Source organism: Phocaeicola coprophilus DSM 18228 = JCM 13818, assembly GCF_000157915.1.
Classification (GTDB): Bacteria; Bacteroidota; Bacteroidia; order Bacteroidales; family Bacteroidaceae; genus Phocaeicola; species Phocaeicola coprophilus.
The window spans coordinates 564,138-589,807 of the sequence record NZ_EQ973643.1 but is presented as its reverse complement, the minus strand read 5'-3'; the positions used below and the strand labels follow the sequence as shown (position 1 = coordinate 589,807).

The 25,670-nt window shown below is 46.4% G+C and carries 18 protein-coding genes and 1 pseudogene; 12 read left to right on the top strand and 7 right to left on the bottom strand.

What is annotated here, in order from left to right:
- Positions 1-99 precede the first annotated feature (99 nt).
- Together BACCOPRO_RS10470 and BACCOPRO_RS10465 are read left to right on the top strand one after the other, a co-directional pair.
- Entirely contained in the window at positions 100-2,247 is a 2,148-nt protein-coding gene (locus tag BACCOPRO_RS10470) for an RNA degradosome polyphosphate kinase (protein ID WP_008143454.1), read from the top strand.
- 52 nt (positions 2,248-2,299) lie between these two features.
- Positions 2,300-3,217: a Ppx/GppA phosphatase family protein gene (locus BACCOPRO_RS10465; RefSeq protein ID WP_008143453.1), complete on the top strand. Its 918-nt coding sequence runs from the start codon at positions 2,300-2,302 to the stop codon at positions 3,215-3,217.
- 142 nt (positions 3,218-3,359) lie between these two features.
- On the opposite strand, the gene BACCOPRO_RS10460 is transcribed toward BACCOPRO_RS10465, so the two are convergent.
- Both BACCOPRO_RS10460 and BACCOPRO_RS10455 read right to left on the bottom strand, forming a co-directional pair.
- Positions 3,360-4,664, bottom strand: a complete 1,305-nt coding sequence (locus BACCOPRO_RS10460) for a DNA recombination protein RmuC (protein WP_008143449.1) — start codon at positions 4,662-4,664, stop codon at positions 3,360-3,362.
- A 144-nt stretch (positions 4,665-4,808) separates the two neighbouring features.
- Entirely contained in the window at positions 4,809-7,298 is a 2,490-nt protein-coding gene (locus BACCOPRO_RS10455) for a TonB-dependent receptor (RefSeq protein WP_008143447.1), read from the bottom strand.
- Between the two features lie 333 nt (positions 7,299-7,631).
- Between BACCOPRO_RS10455 and BACCOPRO_RS10450 the strand changes: the two genes are divergently transcribed.
- The 4 genes from BACCOPRO_RS10450 to BACCOPRO_RS10435 all read left to right on the top strand — a co-directional run bounded on the left by BACCOPRO_RS10450 (position 7,632) and on the right by BACCOPRO_RS10435 (position 11,346).
- Positions 7,632-7,904 (top strand): co-chaperone GroES, encoded by a 273-nt coding sequence (locus BACCOPRO_RS10450; RefSeq protein ID WP_008143444.1) that lies wholly within the window; start codon positions 7,632-7,634, stop codon positions 7,902-7,904.
- A gap of 34 nt (positions 7,905-7,938) precedes the next feature.
- Positions 7,939-9,576, top strand: coding sequence for a chaperonin GroEL (gene groL, locus BACCOPRO_RS10445; protein ID WP_008143442.1), 1,638 nt, complete (start codon positions 7,939-7,941; stop codon positions 9,574-9,576).
- Positions 9,577-9,686: 110 nt separating this feature from the next.
- Positions 9,687-10,820, top strand: coding sequence for a DUF4934 domain-containing protein (locus BACCOPRO_RS10440; protein WP_008143440.1), 1,134 nt, complete (start codon positions 9,687-9,689; stop codon positions 10,818-10,820).
- 58 nt (positions 10,821-10,878) lie between these two features.
- The gene (locus BACCOPRO_RS10435; RefSeq protein ID WP_008143438.1) at positions 10,879-11,346 is read left to right on the top strand and encodes a nucleoside deaminase; all 468 of its coding nucleotides are present in this window, start codon (positions 10,879-10,881) and stop codon (positions 11,344-11,346) included.
- A 517-nt stretch (positions 11,347-11,863) separates the two neighbouring features.
- Here BACCOPRO_RS10435 and BACCOPRO_RS10430 read toward each other — a convergent pair.
- Positions 11,864-12,364: an NUDIX hydrolase gene (locus tag BACCOPRO_RS10430; RefSeq protein ID WP_118400227.1), complete on the bottom strand. Its 501-nt coding sequence runs from the start codon at positions 12,362-12,364 to the stop codon at positions 11,864-11,866.
- A 97-nt stretch (positions 12,365-12,461) separates the two neighbouring features.
- Here BACCOPRO_RS10430 and BACCOPRO_RS10425 point away from each other — a divergent pair, with 97 nt between their 5' ends.
- Together BACCOPRO_RS10425 and BACCOPRO_RS10420 are read left to right on the top strand one after the other, a co-directional pair.
- On the top strand, positions 12,462-13,811 hold the full coding sequence (locus BACCOPRO_RS10425) for an alpha-L-fucosidase (RefSeq protein WP_008143434.1): 1,350 nt from the start codon (positions 12,462-12,464) through the stop codon (positions 13,809-13,811).
- A 12-nt stretch (positions 13,812-13,823) separates the two neighbouring features.
- Positions 13,824-14,882 (top strand): annotated as a pseudogene (locus BACCOPRO_RS10420) (carbohydrate-binding family 9-like protein); the annotation flags it as partial.
- Positions 14,883-15,016: 134 nt separating this feature from the next.
- Here the strand turns inward: BACCOPRO_RS10420 and BACCOPRO_RS10415 are convergent.
- Positions 15,017-16,027, bottom strand: coding sequence for an aspartate-semialdehyde dehydrogenase (locus BACCOPRO_RS10415; RefSeq protein ID WP_008143430.1), 1,011 nt, complete (start codon positions 16,025-16,027; stop codon positions 15,017-15,019).
- Between the two features lie 136 nt (positions 16,028-16,163).
- On the opposite strand from BACCOPRO_RS10415, the gene BACCOPRO_RS10410 reads away from it, so the two are divergent.
- Genes BACCOPRO_RS10410 through BACCOPRO_RS10400 form a run of 3 tightly spaced genes read left to right on the top strand, consistent with a single transcriptional unit; the run spans position 16,164 to position 19,688 of the window.
- On the top strand, positions 16,164-18,305 hold the full coding sequence (locus BACCOPRO_RS10410; protein ID WP_008143428.1) for a cation:proton antiporter: 2,142 nt from the start codon (positions 16,164-16,166) through the stop codon (positions 18,303-18,305).
- A 2-nt stretch (positions 18,306-18,307) separates the two neighbouring features.
- A complete protein-coding gene (locus tag BACCOPRO_RS10405) occupies positions 18,308-19,033 on the top strand; it encodes a tRNA threonylcarbamoyladenosine dehydratase (protein ID WP_008143425.1) in 726 nt (241 codons plus the stop codon).
- A gap of 4 nt (positions 19,034-19,037) precedes the next feature.
- Complete coding sequence (locus tag BACCOPRO_RS10400; RefSeq protein WP_008143423.1) at positions 19,038-19,688, top strand: ABC transporter ATP-binding protein; 651 nt, start codon at positions 19,038-19,040, stop codon at positions 19,686-19,688.
- Positions 19,689-19,994: 306 nt separating this feature from the next.
- Here the strand turns inward: BACCOPRO_RS10400 and BACCOPRO_RS10390 are convergent, their stop codons facing one another.
- The 3 genes from BACCOPRO_RS10390 to BACCOPRO_RS10385 form a co-directional block, all read right to left on the bottom strand.
- Positions 19,995-21,329 carry an NADP-specific glutamate dehydrogenase gene (locus tag BACCOPRO_RS10390; protein WP_008143420.1) on the bottom strand — a complete coding sequence of 445 codons (1,335 nt, stop codon included), beginning with the start codon at positions 21,327-21,329 and terminating at the stop codon, positions 19,995-19,997.
- 152 nt (positions 21,330-21,481) lie between these two features.
- Positions 21,482-21,661, bottom strand: a complete 180-nt coding sequence (locus tag BACCOPRO_RS18340) for a hypothetical protein (protein ID WP_022277705.1) — start codon at positions 21,659-21,661, stop codon at positions 21,482-21,484.
- 80 nt (positions 21,662-21,741) lie between these two features.
- On the bottom strand, positions 21,742-24,030 hold the full coding sequence (locus tag BACCOPRO_RS10385; RefSeq protein ID WP_008143417.1) for an NADP-dependent malic enzyme: 2,289 nt from the start codon (positions 24,028-24,030) through the stop codon (positions 21,742-21,744).
- Positions 24,031-24,445: 415 nt separating this feature from the next.
- Here BACCOPRO_RS10385 and BACCOPRO_RS10380 point away from each other — a divergent pair, with 415 nt between their 5' ends.
- Positions 24,446-25,657 carry an efflux RND transporter periplasmic adaptor subunit gene (locus BACCOPRO_RS10380; protein ID WP_008143416.1) on the top strand — a complete coding sequence of 404 codons (1,212 nt, stop codon included), beginning with the start codon at positions 24,446-24,448 and terminating at the stop codon, positions 25,655-25,657.
- The last annotated feature ends 13 nt before the right edge of the window (positions 25,658-25,670 follow it).

Genomic DNA, 25,670 nt, shown 5'->3' with positions numbered 1-25,670 from the left:
TGCTTGTATGATTTTTTAAAGGTAAGGATTTATTCGTATCTGGCAAAATGAATTTAAGTATTCTCCTAAATTATTTATGAGGTTGTATGTGATAAAGTTATGATTATTGTCTGCTATTTTGAAATTTTTCCGCGCTGGAAATATGAATGTAACAAGATTTTTCTTATTTTGCGGAAAAACAAGAAGAAATGGTTCAGAAGAAAAAAAATAACTCCCTATCTGGAGAGAGATATCAGTTGGATGTACTTCAACCGACGTATTTTGCAGGAAGCCACCCGCCCGCATGTACCCTTGCTGGAGCGTATGGCTTTTCTGGGTATTTATTCCAATAACCTGGATGAGTTTTTCCGTGTGCGTATGGCTACCCAGAGCCGTATTGCCGAATGTACGGACAAGGCGGCAGCCAAAGAAAGCGAACATGCCCGCAAGCTGATCCGTCAGATCGGAAAACTGAATGCGCGTTATGTGGAAGACTATGAAAAAACTGTTGCCAGTGTGACGGAGGCGTTGCGCCAGGAAAATATTTATCTGGTGAATGATGCTGAAGTGACTCCCGAACAGCTGGCATTCATTCAGAAGTTTTATCGGGAAAAACTGAGCGGTTCGTTTGTACCCGTATGGTTCTCTGCCGTGAAATTGCTGGACAACGAAACCGATGAAAGCATCTATCTGGCCGTAAAGATGATGCGTCAGGGTGAAAAACCGACACCGGACTATGCTTATCTGGAGGTTCCTGTTTCCTTGTGCGGACGTTTCATCCGTCTGCCGGATGCAGACGGAAAGAGCTATCTGATGTATCTGGAAGACGTGATCCGCTGCTGCCTTCCGCTTGTGTTCGAGGGACTCGGCTATACGGATTTCGAGGCATACGCGTTTAAGTTTACCCGCGATGCTGAAATGGAAATCGACAATGACTTGCGTACCGGAACCTTGCAGAAGATTTCGAAAGGAGTGAAGAGCCGGAAGCGTGGTGAGCCGTTGCGGGTGATCTACGACGGACGTATGCCCAAGGATCTGTTGAAAAGAGTGTTGAAAAAGATGGATCTGGATGTTCTGGATACCGTATTGAGAAGCGGACGCTATCAGAATCACAAGGATCTGATGCGCTTCCCTGACTGCGGACGTGCCAACCTGAAATATCCGGCCTGGCCGCCGATTCTGAAGAAAGAGCTTGACGGTCCGGAAAGTCTGCTGGAAAAGATTCAGGAAAGAGATCGTTTCATCCATGTTCCTTACCATAACTTTGATTCGTTCATCCGCGTGTTGCAGGAAGCGGCTATCAGCAAACAGGTGACCAGTATCAAGATTACACTTTATCGTCTGGCGAAGGAGTCGAAGGTGGTGAAGGCGCTGATCGGTGCAGCCCGCAACGGAAAGAAGGTGACGGTAGTGATCGAATTGCTGGCGCGTTTTGATGAGGCTTCCAATATCAACTGGTCCAAGAAAATGCAGGATGCCGGAATCAAAGTGATCTTCGGCGTGGAAGGACTGAAGGTTCATTCCAAGATTACACACATTGCCATGAAGAGCGGACCGGATATTGCCTGCATCAGTACGGGAAACTTCCATGAAGGAAATGCACGTATGTACACCGACTGTATGCTGATGACGGCTTCACGCCGCCTCGTCAAAGAGGTAGATGCCGTTTTCGGATTCATTGAACGTCCTTACAGCCCAATCAAGTTCAAGGAACTGCTGGTTTCGCCCAACGAGATGAAGAACAAGTTTGTGGCGCTGATCAACAACGAGATCAAGAACAAGAAGGCCGGAAAGCCTGCCTATATCAAGATCAAGGTGAATCACATCACGGATCCCGTCATGGTGGAAAAACTGTATGAAGCTTCGCAGGCCGGAGTGGATATTGATCTGGTGGTACGTGGAAACTGTTCGTTGATGACCGGCATTCCGGGAGTCAGCAACAACATACGGATCAATGGAATCATTGACCGTTACCTGGAACATTCACGGATCTTTATATTCGCTGCCGGTGGTGAGGAAAAGGTATTCATCGGTTCTGCCGATTGGATGCCGCGCAATCTGGATAACCGTGTGGAAGTGGTGACCCCTGTATACGATCCGGCCATCAAGGGAGAAATGAAACGGATTGTGGAATACGGACTGAATGACACGCTTCAGGGACGTATCGTCGACGGAAAAGGTGAAAACAATTTCCGCGATACCGGCGAAGAAAAGCCGTTCCGTTCGCAGGAAGCTCTGTATGATTACTATGTAGCAGAAAACGAATGACCGGAGCCTTGCGACTACCGGCCGTCAGGATTAATAAGGAAGGAGAGAAACTATGGTTATTGAAAAACAGAACATTTGTGACGAAAATTATGCCGCTATCGATATCGGTTCGAATGCGGTACGTCTGCTCATCAAACATCTGGATGAAGATGAGCCGGAAGTGAAGTTCTCGAAGGTTTTGCTGTTGCGTGTGCCGATGCGTCTGGGATTTGACGTGTTTGCCATGGGAGAACTTTCACCGAAGAAACAGAAAAACATGATTCGGCTGATGAAGTCTTTCCGCCATCTGATGAAGATCTATGACGTGGCTGACTACCGGGCCTGTGCCACTTCGGCCATGCGTGATGCGAAGAACGGTATGGAGCTGATCAAGCGTATCCGGAAAGAAACGGGCATCAACATCGAGATCATTGACGGACAGGAAGAGGCCAAAATGGTGTACAACAATCACATCGAATACATGGAAGACCGCAAGGGAAACTATATGTATGTAGATGTGGGTGGTGGCAGTACGGAAATCAACCTGTTGTCACAGGGACAGCTGGTATGCAGCCGTTCGTATAATATCGGTACCGTCCGCATCCTGAACGCTGCTGTGAAGGATTCCGAATGGGAACGTCTGAAGAAAGATATGGCAGAAATTGCCCAGTCTTACCCTGGAACGAACATCATCGGTTCGGGAGGTAATATCAACAAACTCTATCGTCTGGCAGAAAAGAAAGACAAGAAAAACGAACGGATGAGCGTAGCGACACTGCACAGTCTGCACGACAGTCTGAAATGTCTGACTGTGGCTGAGCGTATGGAACGCTTCTCACTGAAGCCCGACCGGGCCGATGTAATCGTGCCTGCCGGTGAAATCTTCCTGACCATTGCCGATATCATTCATGCGGCTTACATTTATGTGCCTGTTATCGGTCTGGCGGATGGTATCATTGATGCTCTTTATGCGAACAAGAAGAAACTTTGATTTCCAGACATTTGAATTGAAAATAGAGGAAGGCGCAAAGCCGGTCGGACAGACTGGTATTCGCGCCTTCGGGCTTTTAAAAAAACGTTTCGGCGAATGGAGGAAAAGATTTCGGGCTTTGCATTAAAACGTTTCGGCGTTTTTAAGAAAGCTCGTCGCTCTTCTGCAGGCGGGGAGGAAACTTCTTCTTCGGGGTAATTCCCAGTTCCTTGAGCATTTCAGCCTGGCGGATGACATTTCCTTTTCCTTCCGACAACTGGCCGAGGGCGGTCTGATAAGCTTGTGAAGCATTATTCAGGGTATCGCCGATCTTTTCGAAGGTTTCGGTGAATCCGGCCAGTTTTTCATAAAGTACTGTACCTCGTCTGACTATTTCCTGAATGTTCTTGACCTGATATTCCCGTTTCCACAAATCCAGTGCAAGACGCAGGGCCGCGATCAGATTGGTGGGGCTCATGAGGAGAACTTTCTTCTGGTAGGCATAGTTCCACAAGTGAGTGTCTGTCTGGAGTGCCAGCATGTAGGCGGGTTCATTGGGGATGAACATCATGACAAAATCCAGTGATTTCGCATTATAGTGTGAGTAATCTTTCTGACTCAGTTCGTCAATGTGGGCTTTGACTGAAGCCAGATGGGCTTTCAGCCATTGTTCCTGCTCCTTGGGGTCCGTACTTGCTATGTAGTTGGCATATGCTGTGAGTGAAACCTTTGAGTCGATAATGACCTGGCGGTTGTCCGGATACACAACGAGAACATCCGGTTGCATGCGCTGTCCGTTTTCATTCTTCAGCACTTCGCCGTTTTCATCTTTCAGAAACTCCTGCCGGAAATATTCTTCACCTTCACGCAGGCCCGAGTTTTCAAGAATGGTTTCCAGTATCATTTCTCCCCAGTTGCCCTGTGTCTTGCTTTCGCCCTTGAGGGCACGCGTAAGGCTGTTGGCTTCATCACTGATGCGCTGGTTCAGCTGCACGAGTTCCTTGATCTTGTCTTCCAGAGAGAAACGTTGTTTGGATTCCTTGTCATAGACTTCAGCCACCTGATGACGGAATTCCTTCAGATTTTCATCAAAAGGTTTCAGGAGCATGTTCAGCCGTTCCGTGCTCAGCTGACTGAAAGTTTCTGTTTTCTGCTGGAAGATTTTGTTGGCTATGTTTTCGAATTCCAGGTTCAGTTGCTTGTGCATGCTTTCGATTTCTGCTTTCTGGTTGTCCAGCCGTTCTTCCAGCGCTTTCTTTTCAGTACGGGCGACAGCAAGGCTCTGCTGGAGGGCTGTAATCTCTTCTGCCTGCCGGGAAGTGCGCTGCTGTTCGCTTTGCAGAAGTTCCAGATCGTGGGCTTGCTGCATTTCCATTTGAGCCCGCAGAATACCGCTTTTCCGTGAAGCGGCCAGATAGCCTATGAGAGTTCCGGCGAGAAGGCCGGTCAATATCCATACAAATTCCATGGTTCTGAGTTTTTAAGTTCATCTTTGCAAAGGTAACAAAAATCGGGAGACAGCCGACGGTTTCTGTCAAAAGCATACGGACCGCGGCATGCTGGTCTGCATACCGCGGTCCGTTATTCTGAACTTCCGGATCAGGAAGTGAGATTATTGTGCACCTCCTCCTGTGGAACCGCCCTGTCCGCCACCGCCGGCTTTGACGTCATCGTTACTGATGCTGCGGGCTGTCTTCTTCACCTGTGCTTTCAGTTCGCCGAAACGCCAGCTGATGCTCAGACCATAACTCCGTGAGGGTGACTTCGACAGACTCCAGGAACGGAACGTGTCTGTAACGGTTTCGTTGGAATATTCCTGATATTTGCTGAATACGTTGCTGGCAAAGAGAGATACGTTAAGGCGTTTCTCTTTCAGGAACGAACGGCTCAGGTTGAAACCGTAATAATGATAGGATGAACCTTTTCCTTGCAGGGAAATATAAGGCGTGCTGCCTCCGCCGAATACACTGAAACGGAGATCCCAGGGAAGGGTCTGCTGGATATTTCCGAAGAAATTGCCCGTGAAACCGTGGTTGCCTGCTGCGAATTCACTGCTCTTGAAGTCGGAATAAGAACCGCTGGCATTCAGTGAAATACGGGTTTTGTTTCCCGGATTCCAGTTCATCCAGAGGGAAAGACGTGTACGGTTGCTCTTTCCGATGTTGCCGTAGGTACTTTCCATGACTCCGTTGTTCATGAATGAATAGTGTTCGATACCATTGTTGATGAACATATAACTCAGGTTCAGGTTGAAGCTGAATTTGGCGCTGAAACTGCTGAATGTCATGCCCAGATTGTGTGACTTTTCCGTATCCAGGTCGGGATTACCATAGCTGATGGAGGTCGGATTGCTGGTATCCCGGAAAGGATTCAGGTACCAGATACCCGGACGGTTGATACGCATGTTATAATTTGCACGCAGCGTCATGGTGTTACCCAGCATATAAGAAATGTTGGCCGATGGTACGACGTCATCAAAATTTGCATTGAAGTTCCGGTCCGGTAACTGCGCATATTCCACATCCATAAAGGTATGTTCGTATCTGACTCCGGCCTTCACGCCCAGTTTTTTCCACTTCAGCTGATAGTCGGCATACGCAGCCAGGATGTTTTGTCCCTGGTCGAACTTGCTGGTAAGGTCTGCATCGGGTTGCATGACTCCTTCGTTATTTTCCCGGTAATATTTGCTGTCACTGGCATTGAGGCGGTAGATATATTTCAGACCGGCATCCACATAATGCATGTCGCTGATGGGATTCACATAGTCTATCTGTCCGGTATGTTCTGCCGTGTGGGCATCGTTGTTATAATATTGGCGGCGTAAAGGACCATAAAGTTCTTCCGGGTAGTTATCAATCTCATCGTATGAGGTAGTTGCTTCTCCTCCGTTTGGTGAATTGTTGAACTTGTAAGAAAGCGTGAGGTATTCTCCTTTTCTTTTGAAGGAACGCTGATAGTCAAGGTTCACACCGACATTGCTGAAATTATTGGTATTGTCCGACAAGGTGCGGTAGCTGTATGTATGTTCCCGGGCTTCGTTCAGCATTTCTGTGTAAGCATTGTTCTTGGTGTTGAACTTGCCGCCGAACAGATTGGCCGAGAAGGTGATCAGGTTCAGGGTGTCGATTTCATAACTTCCTTCCAGATTTCCGAACTGGAACGTTCCGTCGCTGTCATAAGACGAATTGCTGTTCAAGTGACGGAAGTCAGTTGATGTGAAATCTTCACGGGTACTTTCGTTGTATCCGGTCGGCTGGGTCTGGTAATTATATGCATAGTTACCGGTTACTGTAAATTTACCGACCTGTACGGTACCGTATGCACCGCTGCCCAGTCCCATGTTGCTGGCGCGCGCATTGACGGTTACATTGTAACCTTGCATTCTTGCGTCATCCGTAATGATATTCAGGATACCGCCGATACCTTCGGCATCGTATTTGGCTCCCGGTTCAGTAATTACTTCGATTGACTTGACAGAATTGGCCGGAAGACTTCTCAATACTTCTTTCGGATTGTTGCTCATCAAGGTGTTGGGCTTTCCGTTGACATGAACTTTAAAGTTGCTGGATCCGTTCACCTGGATATTGTCTTCCCCGTCTACCGTAACGAGAGGTACTTTACGCAACATTTCCAGTGTGGTATTTGTCTTGGAGTCCGGGTCGTCTTCCACACTGTATGAAATCTTGTCGATTTCAGCCTTTACCAGCGGTTTTTGTGCAACGACTTCCACTCCCTTCAGCATTTCACTGGCTTCAGCTGTATAAAGCGTACCCAGATCTACCTGCTTTTGTGAGGCAGAGAGCGTGAACTTGCGTTCCACCGTCTTTTTTCCGACGGAAGTCAGTGTGATGATGTAATCTCCCGGTTGGGTGAGTTTTTCATTGAATCTTCCTTTCTCATCCGTCACGTTGAGTTTGACCGGTTTGTCAGGCGACTTGGCAGAAAGAATCCGGATGGTGGCGTAAGGTTCCGTGTCGTTTGTAAGGGAGTCTACCAATACGCCTTTGACAGAGTAGTTCCCCGACTGTCCCATAGCCGGAATGCATGTTGCAATCAGGCAAAATAAAATGCAGAGCATTTTTGAAAGAACATTTGTTTGCATAGTACTTTGGTTGTTTTTTGTATAATAAGATTTATTGAAGATGCATGATTCTTATTTAATGTGTCAAAAGTAATGTTTTATCAGATAGAACTTATGATTTATTTATTAATCTTGGTTAACAGGAACAAATTTTTACTTATTTCCGGCAAGTTGTGAGTGAAAGTGACTGAATTTTGTCAGACTGAAAGTACAGATATATTGACAGACTTGTTACGTTGTGTCAGAAAAGTCCTGCCAGTTTGTCACATTTGTGCTTTGGCATACTTTTGGCTATGTGGTTTGCGTCCTTTCGGACAAATTTCAATAAGTATAAACATATAAAAACATAGAATTATGAACATTAAACCATTAGCAGACAGAGTCCTGATTCTTCCGGCTCCTGCAGAAGAAAAAACAATCGGCGGTATTATTATTCCTGACACAGCGAAAGAAAAACCGTTGCAGGGTGAAGTCGTTGCAGTAGGCAACGGAACTAAAGACGAAGAAATGGTCTTGAAAGTAGGCGATCAAGTTTTATACGGTAAATATTCAGGTACAGAAATTGAACACGAAGGTGTGAAGTATCTGATGATGCGTCAGAGCGATGTGCTTGCAGTGCTTGGTTAATCAATAACTTATAAATTAAAGAAAGGAAATTATTATGGCAAAAGATATTCTCTTCAATATGGACGCGCGTGACCTGTTGAAAAAAGGTGTAGATGAATTGGCTAACGCAGTGAAAGTAACTCTGGGCCCGAAAGGCCGTAACGTGATCATCGAAAAGAAATTCGGTGCTCCTCACATTACAAAGGATGGTGTAACTGTTGCTAAAGAAGTGGAATTGAGCGATCCGTTCCAGAACACAGGTGCACAGCTTGTGAAGTCTGTTGCTTCAAAGACTGGTGACGATGCCGGTGATGGTACAACTACTGCAACTGTTCTGGCTCAGGCTATTGTAGGCGTAGGTTTGAAGAATGTAACTGCCGGTGCAAACCCGATGGATCTGAAACGCGGTATCGATAAAGCAGTTGCCAAGGTTGTTGAATCTATCAAGTCGCAGGCTGAAACTGTAGGCGATAACTATGATAAGATTGAACAGGTTGCAACAATTTCTGCGAACAATGATCCGGTGATCGGTAAACTGATTGCAGATGCAATGCGCAAGGTTTCCAAGGACGGTGTGATCACTATCGAAGAAGCTAAAGGTACAGATACTACTATCGGTGTAGTAGAAGGTATGCAGTTCGACCGTGGTTACTTGTCAGCTTACTTTGTAACAGATACAGAGAAGATGGAATGCGTGATGGAACATCCGTATATCCTGATCTATGACAAGAAGATTTCTAACCTGAAAGATTTCCTGCCTATTCTGGAACCGGCTGTACAGAGCGGACGTCCTTTGCTGGTTATCGCAGAAGATGTGGACAGCGAAGCTTTGACTACTCTGGTTGTAAACCGTCTGCGTGGTCAGTTGAAGATCTGTGCAGTGAAAGCTCCGGGCTTCGGCGACCGTCGTAAAGCTATGCTGGAAGATATTGCCGTATTGACAGGTGGTGTTGTAATCAGCGAAGAAAAAGGCTTGAAACTGGAACAGGCTACACTGGAAATGCTGGGTACTTGCGATAAAGTAACTGTATCTAAGGAAAATACAACCATTGTAAACGGTGCCGGTCAGAAAGAACTGATTCAGGAACGTATCAACCAGATCAAGGCTGAGATGAAGAATTCTACTTCTGATTATGACAAGGAAAAACTGCAGGAACGTCTGGCTAAGCTGTCAGGTGGTGTAGCAGTTCTGTACGTAGGTGCAGCCAGCGAAGTAGAAATGAAAGAAAAGAAAGACCGTGTTGACGATGCATTGTGCGCTACCCGTGCAGCTATCGAAGAAGGTATCGTTCCGGGCGGTGGTGTAACTTACATCCGTGCCATCGATGCTTTGGAAGGTATGAAGGGTGACAACGCTGATGAAACAACTGGTATCGAAATCATCAAACGTGCTATCGAAGAGCCGTTGCGTCAGATTGTAGCCAACGCTGGTAAAGAAGGCGCAGTAGTTGTTCAGAAAGTACGTGAAGGCAAGGGCGACTTCGGTTACAATGCACGTACCGATGTTTACGAACACTTGCATGCAGCTGGTGTGGTAGATCCTGCCAAAGTTACTCGTGTTGCATTAGAAAACGCAGCTTCTATCGCAGGTATGTTCCTGACAACCGAATGTGTTATCGTAGAGAAGAAAGAAGATAAGCCTGAAATGCCGATGGCTGCTCCGGGAATGGGCGGTATGGGCGGCATGATGTAATAGAGTCGCTTAGTTGCTTATCATAGTTAATATTATATAAAAAGGAAAGGCCTCTGGAGTTTTTTTCCAGAGGCCTTTTATTTTTGTAAGCTGATTAATCTTATCTTGAAATGAAAAAAACTTTTTTATTGTTAGCCTTGACTCTGTCCGGCCTTTTCGCATGTAGTGAACAAAAGCAGGTTGATAAATGTGAAGCAATCATAGATGATTCTTCGGAAATTGTTCATAAAGAGAAAACTCTCATGTCTTCCATTCTGACAATATCCGATGTTATACCGCTTGAAACCAATGATTCATCTTTGTTAGGCAGTATAGAAAAAGTAACCAGACGCGGCAATTTTATTTATATAAAGTCCGGGAATAGTCCATTAATGATGTTTGATAAAGAAGGTCGTTTCCGGAATTGCATCGGAAAGATCGGATCAGGACCGGAAGAATACCCTTTGTTGTCTGATTTTGATATTAAGAATGAAAACATCTATATTCTGACTGCAAACAAGATTCAGGTGTATGATTGTACCGGTAAATGGACTAAGGAAATTCCCATCGGTGTGAATGCATCAGGAATACGTCTGGCCGGTGATAAAATATTGTTGTCTGTCCTGAATGATGAAAAAGTGATTCATCTGCTGGATGAAAACGGGAAATTTATCGAAAGCCAGTTGAAAAACAATTCAGGATTAGGGCTTCAGAGAAACATTTCCTTTGTAAAATACGGTCATTGTTATTTATTTCCTATGGGACGTTCAAATGAATTGTTTGCGTATGATACCACAGGGAATGGAACATTCAATAGAATGTCTTACCTGGCATCAGAGCAGTTGACCAGTGAGCAGGAATCTGCCATGAAGGAAAATAATCGGGATTATCAAAAGGAATTGGACAGCCGTGGCTTTTTTGACGGGATATTAGCGGACAATACACATGCTATTGTTCCCTTTATAAAGAAGGGGAATATTACGGTATGGATGAAAAACATTCAGACTTCGCAAGTGATGGCTTATGACTTATCTGCACTGGAGAATGATCTTACATATTTGTCTGCATCTTCTTTCTTCTATGATAATACCGAAAGTGACAGTGCGTTCCTTACTTATGTTATGCCATATAAATTGAAGGAAAGGCTTAAGGAGGTTCCGGAGGAAAAAAGAAACCAATATTTTGAGAGGCTGGACAAAATTGTTGAGACGTCCAGTGAAGATGGGAATCCGATTATCATAGAATATAAAATAAAAGCCCTGTAAACTCGTTTTTCAGGCCGGAATCTTTATTTTTGCAAAAGGAATTTTAGTTGTTTTGATTATGACAAAAGAAGACTTAATGCGAAAGGCCATAGAACTTTCTATCAGAAATGTAGCCGAAGGTGGAGGACCTTTTGGTGCTGTCATAGCCCGAAACGGAGAAATAGTGGCAACCGGAGTGAACCGTGTGACTCCCGATTGTGACCCGACGGCTCATGCGGAGGTCAGTGCTATCCGCGCTGCAGCCAAAGTTCTGGGTACGTTTGATTTGAGCGGCTGTGAGATCTATACGTCTTGTGAACCTTGCCCGATGTGTCTGGGGGCTATTTACTGGGCACATCTGGACTGCATGTATTATGGCAATAACAAACATGATGCGGCAGCCATCGGTTTTGATGATGCCTTTATTTATGAGGAACTGGATCTGAAACCGGCTGACCGGAAATTAAAATCGGAAGTATTGTTGCCCGAAGAAGCTATTCAGGCTTTTAAAGACTGGGAAGCGAAGGAGGACAAGACAGAATATTGATATCTCCATCATGCTCTTTGCCGGAGTTGACCGGCAGAAAGAGTTTATGTAGGAGTGAAAAAGGCTTCAATGTGCAGGTGTTCACATTGAAGCCTTTTTACGTTGAGATTCCGTTGTCTTTTACTGGAAGTACCTTTCTGATGTCAGGGCATAAAAAAGTATGGTTTGTCGGTTGAAACCATACTTACACACAATTGGTCCTCTGACGCATTGAAATCTCTCAAATTTATTTCCTTCTTTTCGTTTGCTTCTATAAAAAGTAAACTTAAAATACTTTTTGACTGGACTTATCGGGTCATATAACCCCACATGCGAAGCTGATTGTTTCCCATGTTAACCAATCCTCTTTTCAAAATGCTTTTAATCTTTTTCATGTCTAGTTATCCTGTTTGTTATGTTTTACAACACAAAAGTACGGCTTTTTGAGGCTCGTTATTCTCCGGATAAAGAGAAAAATCAAAAAAAGTGCTAATACTTGACATAAATCAAGCATTAACACTTTCGCAGGAGTCCGGAGTCAGAAATTCAGCTTCCGGAATTCATTTTCGAAGTTTGGTGTAAAGATTTCTTTCCCGATGTTGCTTCTGATCTCTTCCAGTGACCAGAAACGTCCGCCGTCAAGTTCTTCGCTGGGTGTAACTGTCCCGTCGTAAGTCGTACGATGTGTAAAGACAAGTTCCTTCTCACGGGCAGATTCGAAAACATAATGCATCAGACGTTCCGGTGTGAAGTCTGTAATGCCCAGCTCTTCACGGGCTTCACGTTTCAGGGCCATTTCTACACTTTCTCCCAGATCCACATGCCCTCCGACGGCCGTATCCCATTTCCCGGGCTGGATATCTTTCCAGTCCGGCCGTTTCTGTAAGTACAGTTCTCCCTGACTGTTGAATACATGCAGATGAACTACGGGGTGCAGCAGTTTGCTGCCATTATGACATTCGCCCCGGGTAGCTGCTCCTGTGATATTTCCTTCTTCGTCCACAAGAGGGAACATTTCTTCGCTGTTATCTTTCATGATTTTATTGAATTGTACGGATTTGGGAAACAAAGGTAGGCATTAAATTGGTAGATTTGAACAGAAAAATGTATATTTGTGAAAGTATATAAATTGGTTTATGAGAAAAAATAAGATTATCGGACTTTTTGCCGCCCTGCTGGCGGTGTCAGGGCCGTTGCTGGGACAGACTCCGGCAACCGGACAGGTAGATGCGCAGAAAGAAAAGCGCATGGAATGGTTTAAGGAAGCTAAATTGGGTATATTTATCCATTGGGGAATTTATGCTGTAAACGGAGTTTCCGAGAGCTGGTCGTTTTTCAACAACTATCTGCCTTATGAAGAATATATGAAACAGGCTGAAGGATTTACGGCTTCGAAGTATGATCCGAAGAAATGGGTTGATTTGATTCAGGAAAGTGGTGCCCGCTATGCGGTTATTACGACGAAACATCATGACGGAGTGGCTTTGTGGAATACGAAGGCCGGTGACCTGAGTGTGGTGAAATCAACTCCTGCCAAACGCGATGTTCTGGCTCCGTTTGTGGAAGAAGTCAGAAAGCATGACCTGAAACTGGGATTCTATTATTCCCTGCTTGACTGGTCACATCCTGATTATCCGAACAAGACCCGGACCGAAGTGAGATACAAGGATGATCCGGAACGCTGGAACCGTTTTGTGAAATTCAACTTTGCCCAGTTGTCGGAACTGAACAAAACCTGGAAGCCAGATCTGTACTGGTTCGACGGTGACTGGGAGCAAAGTGCAGAACGCTGGAACTCCAAAGGAATCGTAGACTTGCTCCGTTCTGACAATCCCAATGTGATCATCAATTCCCGTATTCAGGGATATGGTGACTATGCAACTCCCGAACAAGGCGTGCCCGTGGTTCGTCCGCAGGATAAATATTGGGAACTCTGCATGACCATGAATGATTCATGGGGCTATCAGCATTCGGACAGTAACTATAAGACTCCTCAGATTCTTCTCCGTACCTTCGTTGACTGTCTGAGCATGGGAGGTAATCTGCTGCTGGACATTGGTCCGAAGGAAGACGGAACAATTCCCGACGAGCAGGTAGCCATCCTGAAAGAATTCGGCCGCTGGATCAACAAACATAAAGAGGCTGTCTATGAAACCCGTGCGGGAATTCCTGCAGAACACTTCCAGGGATATACCACTTTGAATGAGGCCGGAGATATTCTTTACCTCTATCTGCCTTACCGTCCGAACGGACCGATTGAAGTGAAAGGACTGATGAACAAGGTAAACCGCGTGTGGGTTGTAGGCAACGGAACGATGCTTCCTTATAAGGTACATAATAAGAACTACTGGAGCGAAGTTCCCGGAAACCTTTACATTGATGTGCCCGAACGTGTACAGGATGAGAATATTACAGTCATAGCCGTATTGCTTGACGGACCGGTCAAACTGTATCGCGGTGTAGGACAGGTGATTTCAAGTAACTAAATACCCATTCAGATGAAAAGAAAGATTCAGCTTCTTTGTTCATTGCTCGTGTGCTCCCTGCTTCCGGCCGGGGCACAGAGCCTGTTTGAGAAACATGCCCGCATGCTGACCTTGCCCGAAGGTTATGTATGCTATCGTACGGCAGAGAAAATACAGATAGACGGCCGGCCGGATGAAGCCTCCTGGAAGTTGGCTCAGCCCACCTCTTCTTTCCGGGATATCAGTGGGGAAGGTTTCCCCAAGCCCAAATATGATACCAAGGCGAAAATGTTGTGGGATGATGACTGTCTGTATGTAAGCGCAGTACTGGAAGAACCGAATATTCAGGCCCGTCTGACGAAGCGTGACACCATTATTTATTATGACAATGATTTTGAAGTCTTCATCGATCCGGATGGAGACGGACATCATTATTTTGAGATTGAGAACAATGCCCGCGGAGTGATCTTTGATCTGTTGCTGAACCGTCCTTACCGTTCGGGAGGCAATTTTATGATTCAGTGGGACTGTCCGGGCATCCAGCTGGCTGTTCATCTGGACGGAACATTGAATCAGCCGGAAGACAAGGACCGCCAGTGGACTGTGGAAATGGCTATTCCGCACCAGGCACTGACATGGGATTTCAATAATCCGCTGAAGGCCGGCAACTGGTGGCGCATTAACTTCTCCCGTGTACAATGGCTCAAGAAAGGAGGTCCGGAAGAAAACTGGGTATGGCAACCGACCGGACGGATTGACATGCACATGCCCGACCGCTGGGGATTCCTTTATTTTTCTTCGAAAACGGTAGGAAAGGGAGAAGAAACATTCCGTTATCCTTATCAGATGGATGCCTACAAGCTGCTGTGGGCTATGTTCTATGAACAACAGGAGCACCGGGCGAAAGCCGGCAGCTATCTGCTGGCAACAAAGGATTTTCCGTTGGGCGACAGTGAACGCAAGGCTTTGCCCGCAGGTTCGGAAATCGGAATGGAAGCGACTTCCTCCCAGTGTCGCGTGTGGATTACCCTGCCTTCTGAGGGAGTGCGTTATGTGTTGAATCACGAAGGAAGATTCCAGATAGAAAAGTTGTAAGCCCGAAGGCTGCAACTGCAGTGAACGAAAAAAAGAAAATCAGGAAATCCGTATGGCCGGAACGGTCAGTCGGATTTCCTGATTTCTTTTTATATCCGCAGATCAGTTTCTGCGGATATATATACCTTTATTTAACCGATATTCTTTACTTTGATCAGATATTCGGCGATCTGTACTGCATTCAGGGCAGCACCTTTCTTGATCTGGTCACCTACGATCCAGAAAGTCAGTCCGTTTTCGTCAGCCAGGTCTTTGCGGATACGGCCTACGTAAACAGGATCTTTTCCGGCCAGGAACAACGGCATCGGATATTCTTTCTTTTCCGGGTTGTCCATCAGAACCAGTCCTTCACCATTTGCAAAAGCTTCACGTGCTTCTTCTACAGAGATCGGACGTTCTGTTTCAATCCAGATACTTTCTGAGTGAGAACGAAGTGCAGGAACGCGTACGCAAGTAGCGCTGACCTTTACATCAGAGTGCATGATCTTGCGGGTTTCGTTGTACATCTTCATTTCTTCCTTGGTATAACCGTTGTCAGTGAATACGTCAATCTGAGGAATCAGGTTGAACGCCAGCTGATAAGCGAATTTTTCTACAGTGACAGGTTCACCGGCCAGTACCTGACGGTATTGTTCGTAAAGTTCATCCATTGCAGCAGCTCCGGCTCCACTGGCAGCCTGATAAGTGGATACGTGTACCCGCTTGATGTGTGAAAGCTTTTCAATGGCTTTCAGGGCTACTACCATCTGGATCGTTGTACAGTTCGGGTTGGCGATAATGCCACGCGGACGGTTCAGGGCATCTTCAGCATTTACTTCAGGTACAACCAAAGGAATGTCTGCATCCATACGGAAGGCACTGGAGTTGTCGATCATGACGGCACCGTATTTAGTAATTGTCTCTGCAAATTCTTTGGAGGTTCCGGCACCGGCTGAAGTAAAGGCAATGTCCACACCTTTGAAGTCATCGTTGTGCTGCAGAAGTTTGACTTCGATTTCCTTGCCGCGGAATGTGTATTTACGGCCCGCGCTACGTGAAGAGCCGAACAGCAATAATTCATCAATCGGGAAGTTTCTTTCATCAAGCACGCGCAGGAATTCTTGTCCTACGGCTCCGCTTGCACCAACAATTGCTACTTTCATTTTTCTACTTTGCTTTATGTTAAAAATGGAATATTGATTTTGTCTGCAAAATTAAAACATTTTGAAATAATAACCGGTGGAATAAAAACTTTTTTCATATTTTTGTGCGAGAAATCAATATAGAGTGCCCTGATTTATGAAAGAAATGCTTGACCAGATAGGTTTCGACCTGCCTTTGCCCGTAACGGATCCTACGTGGATTTTCTTCCTGGTATTGGTTATCATTCTGTTTGCCCCCATCATTCTGGAACGTTTGCGTATTCCGCACATCATCGGAATGATTCTGGCCGGAGTGGCAATCGGAGAGCATGGTTTCAATATTCTGGTGCGCGACAGCAGCTTTGAGCTTTTCGGAAAAGTAGGACTCTATTACATCATGTTTCTGGCCGGTCTGGAGATGAATATGGAAGACTTCAAGAGCATCCGGGTCAAGGCGACGGTGCTGGGACTGCTTGCTTTCATCTTTCCACTGGGAATCGGTATCTGGACCAACCTTCATCTGCTGGGGTACGGACTGCTGACTTCGGTTTTGCTGGCCAGTATGTACGCCAGCCATACATTAATTGCTTACCCCATAGTGATCCGTTATGGCATCAACCGTCAGCGGGCGGTCAGCATAGCGGTGGGCGGTACGGCGGTGACCGATACGCTGACCTTACTGGTTCTGGCCGTGATTGCCGGTATGTTCAAGGGCGGCACTTCCGACATGTTCTGGATGTGGCTGATCCTGAAAGTAATTCTGCTTAGTCTGTTTATCATGTATACATTCCCCCGGATCGGACGCTGGTTCTTCCGGCGTTACAGTGACAATGTGGTGCAATATATCTTTGTGATGGCCATGGTGTTTCTGGGAGCCGGACTGATGGAACTGATCGGTATGGAGGGTATTCTGGGAGCATTCCTTACCGGTCTGGTACTGAACCGGCTGATTCCTCATGTGTCTCCGCTGATGAGTCATCTGGAGTTTGTTGGAAATGCGTTGTTTATTCCTTATTTCCTGATAGGAGTCGGTATGCTGATCAACCTGCAGGTGCTTTTCGGACATCTGGATGCCTTGAAGGTGGCAGGTGTCATGATCGTAGTTGCTCTGCTGGGAAAATGGATTGCTTCCTGGCTGACTCAGAAGATTTACAAGATGAGCAGTGTGGAACGTGAGCTGATGTTTGGTCTGAGCAATGCGCAGGCGGCTGCAACACTGGCTGCCGTGCTGGTCGGCTATAATCTGATTCTTCCTGACGGTTCGCGCCTGCTGAACGAGGATGTACTTAACGGAACGATTCTGCTGATTCTGGTCACCTGTGTGGCCAGTTCCTTTATAACGGAAAATGCCGCCAAGCGGATTGCCATGGATGATGCGGAAATGAATGAGGAAAACGCTCAGGAAAAGGAATGTTTCCTCATACCGGTTGCCAACCCGGAAACCCTGGAGAACCTGATGGCACTGGCTTTGGTGGTGCGTGATCCCAAGCAGAACCAGAATCTTGTGGCTTTGAATGTGATCAATGATAATGGAGACTCTCCGCGTCTGGAAATGCGCGGACGGCGTACGCTTGAAAGAGCTTCACAGATAACAGCTTCCGTCAATGTGCATTTGAAGACGGTGAGCCGTTTCGACCTGAACATTACGACCGGAATCATGCATACGGCCAAGGAATATGACGCTACAAGCATTGTGATCGGACTTCACTATAAGTCAAGTATTGTTGATTCATTCTTCGGAAACCTGACAGAGAATCTGCTGAAGAATACTTACCAGCAAGTGATGATAGCCCGTTTCCTGATGCCGGTCAATACGCTGCGGCGTATCATTGTAGCCGTTCCTCCCAAGGCGGAGTTTGAACATGGCTTTGTGAAATGGATTACCCATTTGTGCCGCATGAGCCGTGAACTGGGATGCCGGCTTCATTTCTTTGCCCATCCGCAGACCATCGGCTATCTTCGCGGATATATCCAGAAGAAACATAAGGATGTGCTGACCGAATTCCAGGAACTGGAAGACTGGGATGACCTGCTGATCATTACCGGTCAGGTGAATTACGACCACCTGCTTGTCATTGTCAGCTCCCGCCGGGGATCCATCTCTTACGACTCGTCTTTTGAACGTCTGCCGATGCAGATTTCCAAATATTTCAATAACAACAGTATCATGCTGTTGTATCCCGACCAGAAAGGTGATCCCAATGAATCCTTGTCCTTTGCAGATCCGCGCGGATGGGCCGAAACGCAGTATTATGACAAGGTGGGCAACTGGTTGTATAAATGGTTTAAGAAAGAGTGACAATGGAACATACAGACCGATCAGCCTGGCAACAGCGTACGGAGCTGCTGCTGGGTGAAGAAAAAATGGAACGTCTGCGCCGGGCGCATGTGCTGGTTGTCGGACTGGGAGGCGTAGGAGCCTATGCTGCCGAGATGATTTGCCGTGCCGGGGTCGGGCGGATGACCATCGTGGATGCAGATACAGTTCAGCCCAGCAATATCAACCGTCAGTTGCCTGCGGTTCATTCCACTTTGGGACGTCCGAAGGCCGAAATGCTGGCAGAACGGTTTCGTGACATCAATCCTGAGCTGGAACTGACCGTGATGCCGGTCTATCTGAAGGATGAGGCGATACCTGCCTTGCTGGACAGTGCGCAGTTTGATTTCGTGGTGGATGCCATTGATACTGTGGCACCGAAATGCTATCTGATTTATCATGCCCTGCAACGTGGACTGAAGATTGTGAGCAGCATGGGAGCAGGTGCCAAGCGGGATATCACACAGATACGCTTTGCTGACTTGTGGGAGACCTATCATTGCGGACTGAGCAAAGCCGTACGCAAGCGGTTGCAGAAGATGGGAATGAAACGCCGTCTGCCGGTAGTGTTCAGTACGGAACAGGCCGATCCGTCTGCGGTGATTCTGGTGGATGACGAACAGAACAAGAAGTCTACGGCAGGTACGGTCAGCTATATGCCTGCGGTATTCGGATGTTATCTGGCTGAATATGTGATACGTAAACTGTAAGAAAATGATTGAACTGCAAGGAATAACCAAGAGTTTCAGCTCGCTTCAGGTCTTGAAGGGAATTGATCTGACTATTGATAAAGGAGAAGTGGTGAGCATTGTGGGGCCCAGTGGGGCAGGAAAGACCACGCTGCTTCAGATCATGGGTACGCTGGACAAGCCGGATACAGGCCGTATCCTGCTCAACGGGACAGAAATCAACAGGTTGAAAGAGCGTGAGTTGGCTGCTTTCCGCAACCGGGAAATCGGTTTTGTCTTTCAGTTTCACCAGTTGCTTCCGGAATTTACTGCTTTGGAAAATGTGACGATCCCGGCTCTGATTCAGGGTGTTTCGTCGGGTGAGGCACGCCGGAGAGCTGTGGAGATGCTGGAGTTTATGGGACTTTCCGAACGGGCTTCGCATAAGCCGGCTGAACTTTCAGGCGGTGAGAAACAACGTGTAGCCGTGGCCCGTGCCTTGATCAATCATCCGTCGGTGGTGCTGGCTGATGAACCGTCAGGAAGTCTGGATACTCATAATAAGGAAGAACTTCACCGGCTTTTCTTTGAACTTCGGGACAAACTGGGACAGACATTTGTCATTGTGACCCATGATGAAGGTTTGGCTTCCCAGACAGACCGTACCATCCACATGCTGGACGGGAGAATTCTGTAAATCATTCTATATTAGATACTTTAGTGACTTACTTTCAAGGCTGTAGCAACGTGCGCCCGTTTCCCTGAAATCGAGCGTTCGTTGAGCCTGAATCGAGCGTTCGTTGAGCCTGGATCGTGCGGTCGTTGCGGCCTGATCGAGCGTTCGTTGCTTTTGCATTGACTGGTCAATGCGAGGAGATCGTGCGGTCGTTTCCGGCGCATCGTGCAGAAACAGTTCAGGCACGGATTTCATCCTGCCGCGGAGGTAAATAACCTTTTTCCGTTCGGGAGAAATCCGTGCCTGATCAGGCAGATAACAATATCTTTATACGATGCCCTGAGCCATCATGGCTTTTGCAACTTTCATGAATCCTGCCACATTGGCACCTTTCACATAGTTGATGTAACCATCGGGTTCAGTACCATACTGAACGCAGGCAGCGTGAATATTCTTCATGATGCTCTTCAGCTTTTCATCCACTTCTTCCTGGCTCCAGCTCAGCTTGATAGAGTTCTGAGTCATTTCCAGACCGGAAACAGATACACCGCCGGCATTGGCAGCCTTACCCGGAGCGTAAAGGATCTTGGCATCCTGGAATACGCGGATTGCTTCCGGAGTAGAAGGCATGTTTGCACCTTCAGATACGGCGATTACTCCGTTTGCAACCAGTGCTTTGGCATCGTCACCATTGATTTCATTCTGGGTAGCTGACGGCAATGCGATATCAGCTTTTTCGTTCCAGGGACGTGCACCTGCTACATACTTGCAGCCATATTTCTCTGCATATTCACGGATACGTCCGCGGTAGAGGTTCTTCAGTTCCATGATGTAATCCAGTTTTTCACGGTCGATACCGTCCGGATCATAGATGTAACCGTCAGAGTCGGACATGGTAACAACTTTAGCTCCCAGCTGGATCAGTTTTTCTACGGTATATTGTGCTACGTTACCGGAACCGGATACCAGACAAGTTTTTCCTTCAAGGCTGATGTTGCGGGTTTTCAGCATTTCCAGCAGGAAGTAGATATTTCCGTAACCGGTAGCTTCCGGACGGATCAGAGAACCGCCGAATTCGCGTCCTTTACCAGTCAGGACTCCGCTGAATTCATGGGAAAGTTTCTTGTACATACCGAACATGTAACCAACTTCGCGGCCACCTACACCGATATCACCGGCAGGAACGTCAGTTTCGGGACCGATGTGACGCCAGAGTTCCAGCATGAAAGCCTGGCAGAAACGCATTACTTCGGCATTGCTCTTTCCGCGCGGAGAGAAGTCTGAACCACCTTTACCGCCACCCATAGGCAGAGTTGTCAGTGAGTTCTTGAATGTTTGTTCGAAAGCCAGGAACTTCAGGATTCCCAGATTTACAGAGCTGTGGAAACGGATACCGCCTTTGTACGGGCCAATGGCATTGTTATGCTGTACGCGGTAACCCATATTGGTCTGGATGTTTCCTTTATCGTCCATCCAGGTAACACGGAACTGATATACGCGATCGGGAATGCACAAGCGTTCAATCAAGTTTACTTTATCGAATTCCGGATGCTTGTTGTACTCTTCTTCAATGGTTCCTAAAACTTCTTCAACAGCCTGATGATATTCAGGTTCATTGGGGAATCTTCTTTTCAGATCCTCTAATACTTTCGCTGCATTCATACGATTAATCTCTTATTATTATTAAATGTTTGTTGTTCCCTCTTGTGGCAGCAAAGGTAAATATAAGATTTTATTTATGCAACATTTTATATAAGAAAACGAATAAAAAATATCAAAAGGTCTATTTTGTGTGGTGAAAAGTGTTGAAATGGTTATTTATTGCGGCTTTTGATAGCTTTTAGTATTGGTATGAAAACCAGGGCTCCAGACAGGATGATCGTTACAATGAGGGGGCCGTCGATACGCGGTGAAGAGGTCAGAACCAGAAAACAGAGGGCTGCCCAGCACAGGGTGAGCAGTATACATTGGGTATTGTTGAGTGGTTTTCGCATGGCAGTAGGTTTAAAAAATGCAGACCAGTGCTCCTGATCCGGAAACGGAAATAGGAGACTGGTCTGTATATAGGAAGTGATTATTGGTTACATTTCATTTTCTTTGCCACGATGGCATCGATACAGGCAATGGCCGTGATATTCACGATGTCACGGACAGAACTTTCGATGTCCGTGAAGTGAATCGGCTTGTTCAGTCCCATCTGGATCGGGCCGATTACTTCCGTTTCACTCATGTTCTGGATGAGCTGGTAGGTGGCATTGGCTGAACTCAGGTTCGGGAATACCAGAGTGTTGACTTCTTTGCCTTTCAAGCGTGTGAAAGGATATTTTTCGTCACGCAGGGTATTGTCGAGAGCAAACTTCACTTGCATTTCTCCGTCGATCGCAAGTTCCGGATAGTTTTGGTGCATGTAGTTGATTGCCTCGTGCACTTTAGCCGGACTTCCTTCCTGGTCAGAACCGAAGTTAGAGTAAGACAACATGGCCATGACCGGTTCCTGATTGAAGAATCGGACAGCCTTGGCTGACAGTTTGGCTATATCGATCAGGGTATCGGTGTCCGGATGACGGTTAATCAGTGTATCGGCAATGAAGAAGGTACCCTTCTTGGAGTTCAGAATGTGCATGGTACCGAAGTGCTTGTATTCCGGCTGAATACCGATAACTTCCTTGGCAACCTTGATGGTATTTGAATACTTTGTGTACAGACCAGTGACGAAAGCATCAGCCTCTCCGGTTTCAACCATCATCATACCGAAATAGTTTCTTTCGAACATCTTGTCGTTGGCTTCCTGGAAGTTGGCACCTTCGCGGGCACGTTTTTCGCAGAGGATGCGTGCATAGCGTTCGCGGCGTTCTGCTTCGCGGTCGTGGCGCAGATTGACTATTTCGATACCTTCCAGGTTGAGGTCGAGTTCTTTAGCCAGTTTTTCGATGCGTTCTTCATTACCCAGGATGATAGGATTACAGATACCTTCGGACTTGGCTTCTACGGCTGCTTTCAGCATATTGGGGTGAGTGCCTTCAGCAAACACGACTCTTTGCGGACAGCGGCGGGCGGTTTCATACAACTGGCGGGTCAGTTTGTTTTCCTGTCCCATCAGTTCGCGAAGGTGGTTCTTGTATCCTTCCCAGTCGGTGATCTGCTTGCGGGCTACTCCCGAATCCATAGCTGCTTTGGCAACGGCCATGGAAACTTCAGTGATCAGGCGTGGATCAACGGGTTTCGGAATGAAATATTCGGGACCGAAGCTCAGATTGTTTACATGATATGCTTCGTTGACAACATCGGGAACCGGTTTCTTGGCCAGTCCGGCAATGGCACGTACTGCCGCCAGTTTCATTTCCTCGTTGATGGCTGTTGCTCTGGTATCCAGGGCACCGCGGAATATATATGGGAATCCGATTACGTTGTTGATCTGGTTAGGATAGTCGGAACGTCCTGTTGCCATGAGGACATCCGGACGGGAAGCCATGGCGTCCTCGTATGAGATTTCAGGAGTCGGATTGGCCAGTGCGAATACGATGGGGTGATCGGCCATGCTGCGTACCATGTCCTGCGACAGGACGTTTCCTTTGGACAGTCCGAGGAAGACATCAGCACCTTTAATGGCTTCGGCCAGTGTGTGGATATCGGTACGGTCGGTAGCAAAGAACTTTTTCTGTTCGTTCAGGTCTGTGCGTTCCTTGGAGATTACTCCCTTGCTGTCAACCATGACGATATTTTCCAGGCGGGCTCCCAGAGAAACATACAATTTGGTACAGGAAACTGCGGATGCTCCGGCACCGTTGACTACGATCTTGACATCTTCAATCTTCTTGCCTGCCACTTCAAGCGCATTCAGAAGTCCGGCACTTGAGATGATGGCTGTACCATGCTGGTCATCATGCATAACCGGAATGTCCAGTTCTTCTTTCAGCCGCTGTTCTATTTTGAAGCATTCAGGAGCCTTGATATCTTCCAGATTGATACCGCCAAATGTCGGAGCGATGGCTTTGACAGCTTCGATAAATTTATCGGGATCCTTTTCATTAACTTCGATATCGAATACGTCGATTCCGGCATAGATCTTGAACAACAGTCCTTTTCCTTCCATGACGGGCTTTCCGCTCATGGCTCCGATATCACCTAATCCTAATACGGCTGTACCGTTGGAGATAACTGCAACCAGATTGCCTTTTGCTGTATAGTCGTATGCGGTTTCAGGTTGTTTCTGTATTTCCAGACAGGGCTCGGCGACACCTGGTGAATAAGCCAGTGACAAATCACGCTGAGTCTGGTAAGGTTTGGTGGGGACAACTTCAATTTTCCCCGGCTTGCCCTGCGAGTGATAGAGCAGAGCTGCTTCTTTCGTTATTTTTGCCATAATATCTAAAGGTTTTATTATCTTTCGTAAAGTGTTTCGCAAAAGTAGAAATAAAATAACAAACCGACGATTTTTAAGTTTAAAAAACTATAAACCGGAAAGCGAAAGGCTTATTTTTGTTTACAGGATTTGTCGATTAATCTGAATAATTAGGCTATACGTAATATCACGTTTCCAATATGGTTATACTTAGTTAAAGCAGGTATTTTAGGAGGGAATTTTTACGTATATTTGCCGGGTAAAAAACTAAGAGCTATAGAAAAGTTTTCATTATTGGCAGTCTTAAGGTTGGAAGTGGGTTAGATAAATTACGGGAGTGAGTGCATGCTGCGAGGCATGTATTTACGGGGAAACATGAAAGGCCTTGGATGTTTTTAATGAATGAAAACAACAGGAATTTTAATTATTTATTAATATGAATATGAGCGTGAAAAGAAACAGAAGTTTTTCTTCTAGCCGAGTGGCCTTTGCTGCATTAGGCTTATCGGTGTTGACTGCTTGTGGCGGTGGCCAGGGTGGTATGAAAATGGGTGACAATCAGTTTGCCGTAGAAGCTGTGAAGGCTACTTCCAGCAACCAGAGCGAACAGTATCCGGCAACAATTAAGGGTCTGCAGGACATCGAGGTCCGTCCTCAGGTATCTGGCTTAATTGTTAAGTTGTGTGTGGACGAAGGTGCTACTGTCCGTAAGGGACAAGCTTTGTTCCAGATTGATCCTACTCAATACAAGGCTGCATATGATCAGGCTGCTGCTTCTGTAAAATCAGCTAAAGCTAATCTGGAAACAATTACTGCTACAGAACGGAATAAGAAGATGTTGCACGATCAGAAGATTATCAGTGACTTTGAATATCAGACCGCTGTAAATAACCTGCTGACTGCAAAGGCAAATCTGGCACAGGCTGAGGCTGCATATACTGCTGCCAAGCAGAATCTGGACTTCTGTACAGTGAAAAGTCCTTCTGACGGTGTAATCGGTACATTCCCTTATCGTATCGGTGCTTTGGTGAGCCCGTCTATCTCTGAACCTTTGACAACTGTTTCTGAAATCGGTGACATGTATGTTTATTTCTCAATGACAGAAAAACAGTTGCTGGATTTGACTCGTGCCGGTGGTACATTGAAAGAACAGCTGGAAAAGATGCCGGCTGTGAAACTGCAGTTGGCCGATGGTACAATGTACGATGCTGAAGGTAAGATTGATGCTGTAAGTGGAGTTATTGATCAGACTACAGGTTCTGTAAGTATGCGTGCCATTTTCCCGAATAAGCAGAATATCCTGCGCAGTGGTGGTATGGCTAATGTTGTATTCCCTTATACAATGAGTGAAATCATCTTGATTCCTCAGACTGCTACACAGGAAATTCAGGATAAGAAATTTGTTTATGTATTGCAGCCTGACAGCACACTGAAGCATACTGAAATTCAGATTTCTAACCTGAACGACGGAAAGAACTACATTGTTACCGGTGGATTGAAAGAAGGTGATCAGATCGTTGTGGAAGGAGTTCAGACCTTGCAGGACGGACAGAAGATTTCTCCTATTACGGTAGCTCAGAAAGAAGCTAAGTATCAGCAAGCCCTCCAGGATCAGCGCGACGGTAATATCCAGACTGCTTTTAATTGATGATTGTGTGAGG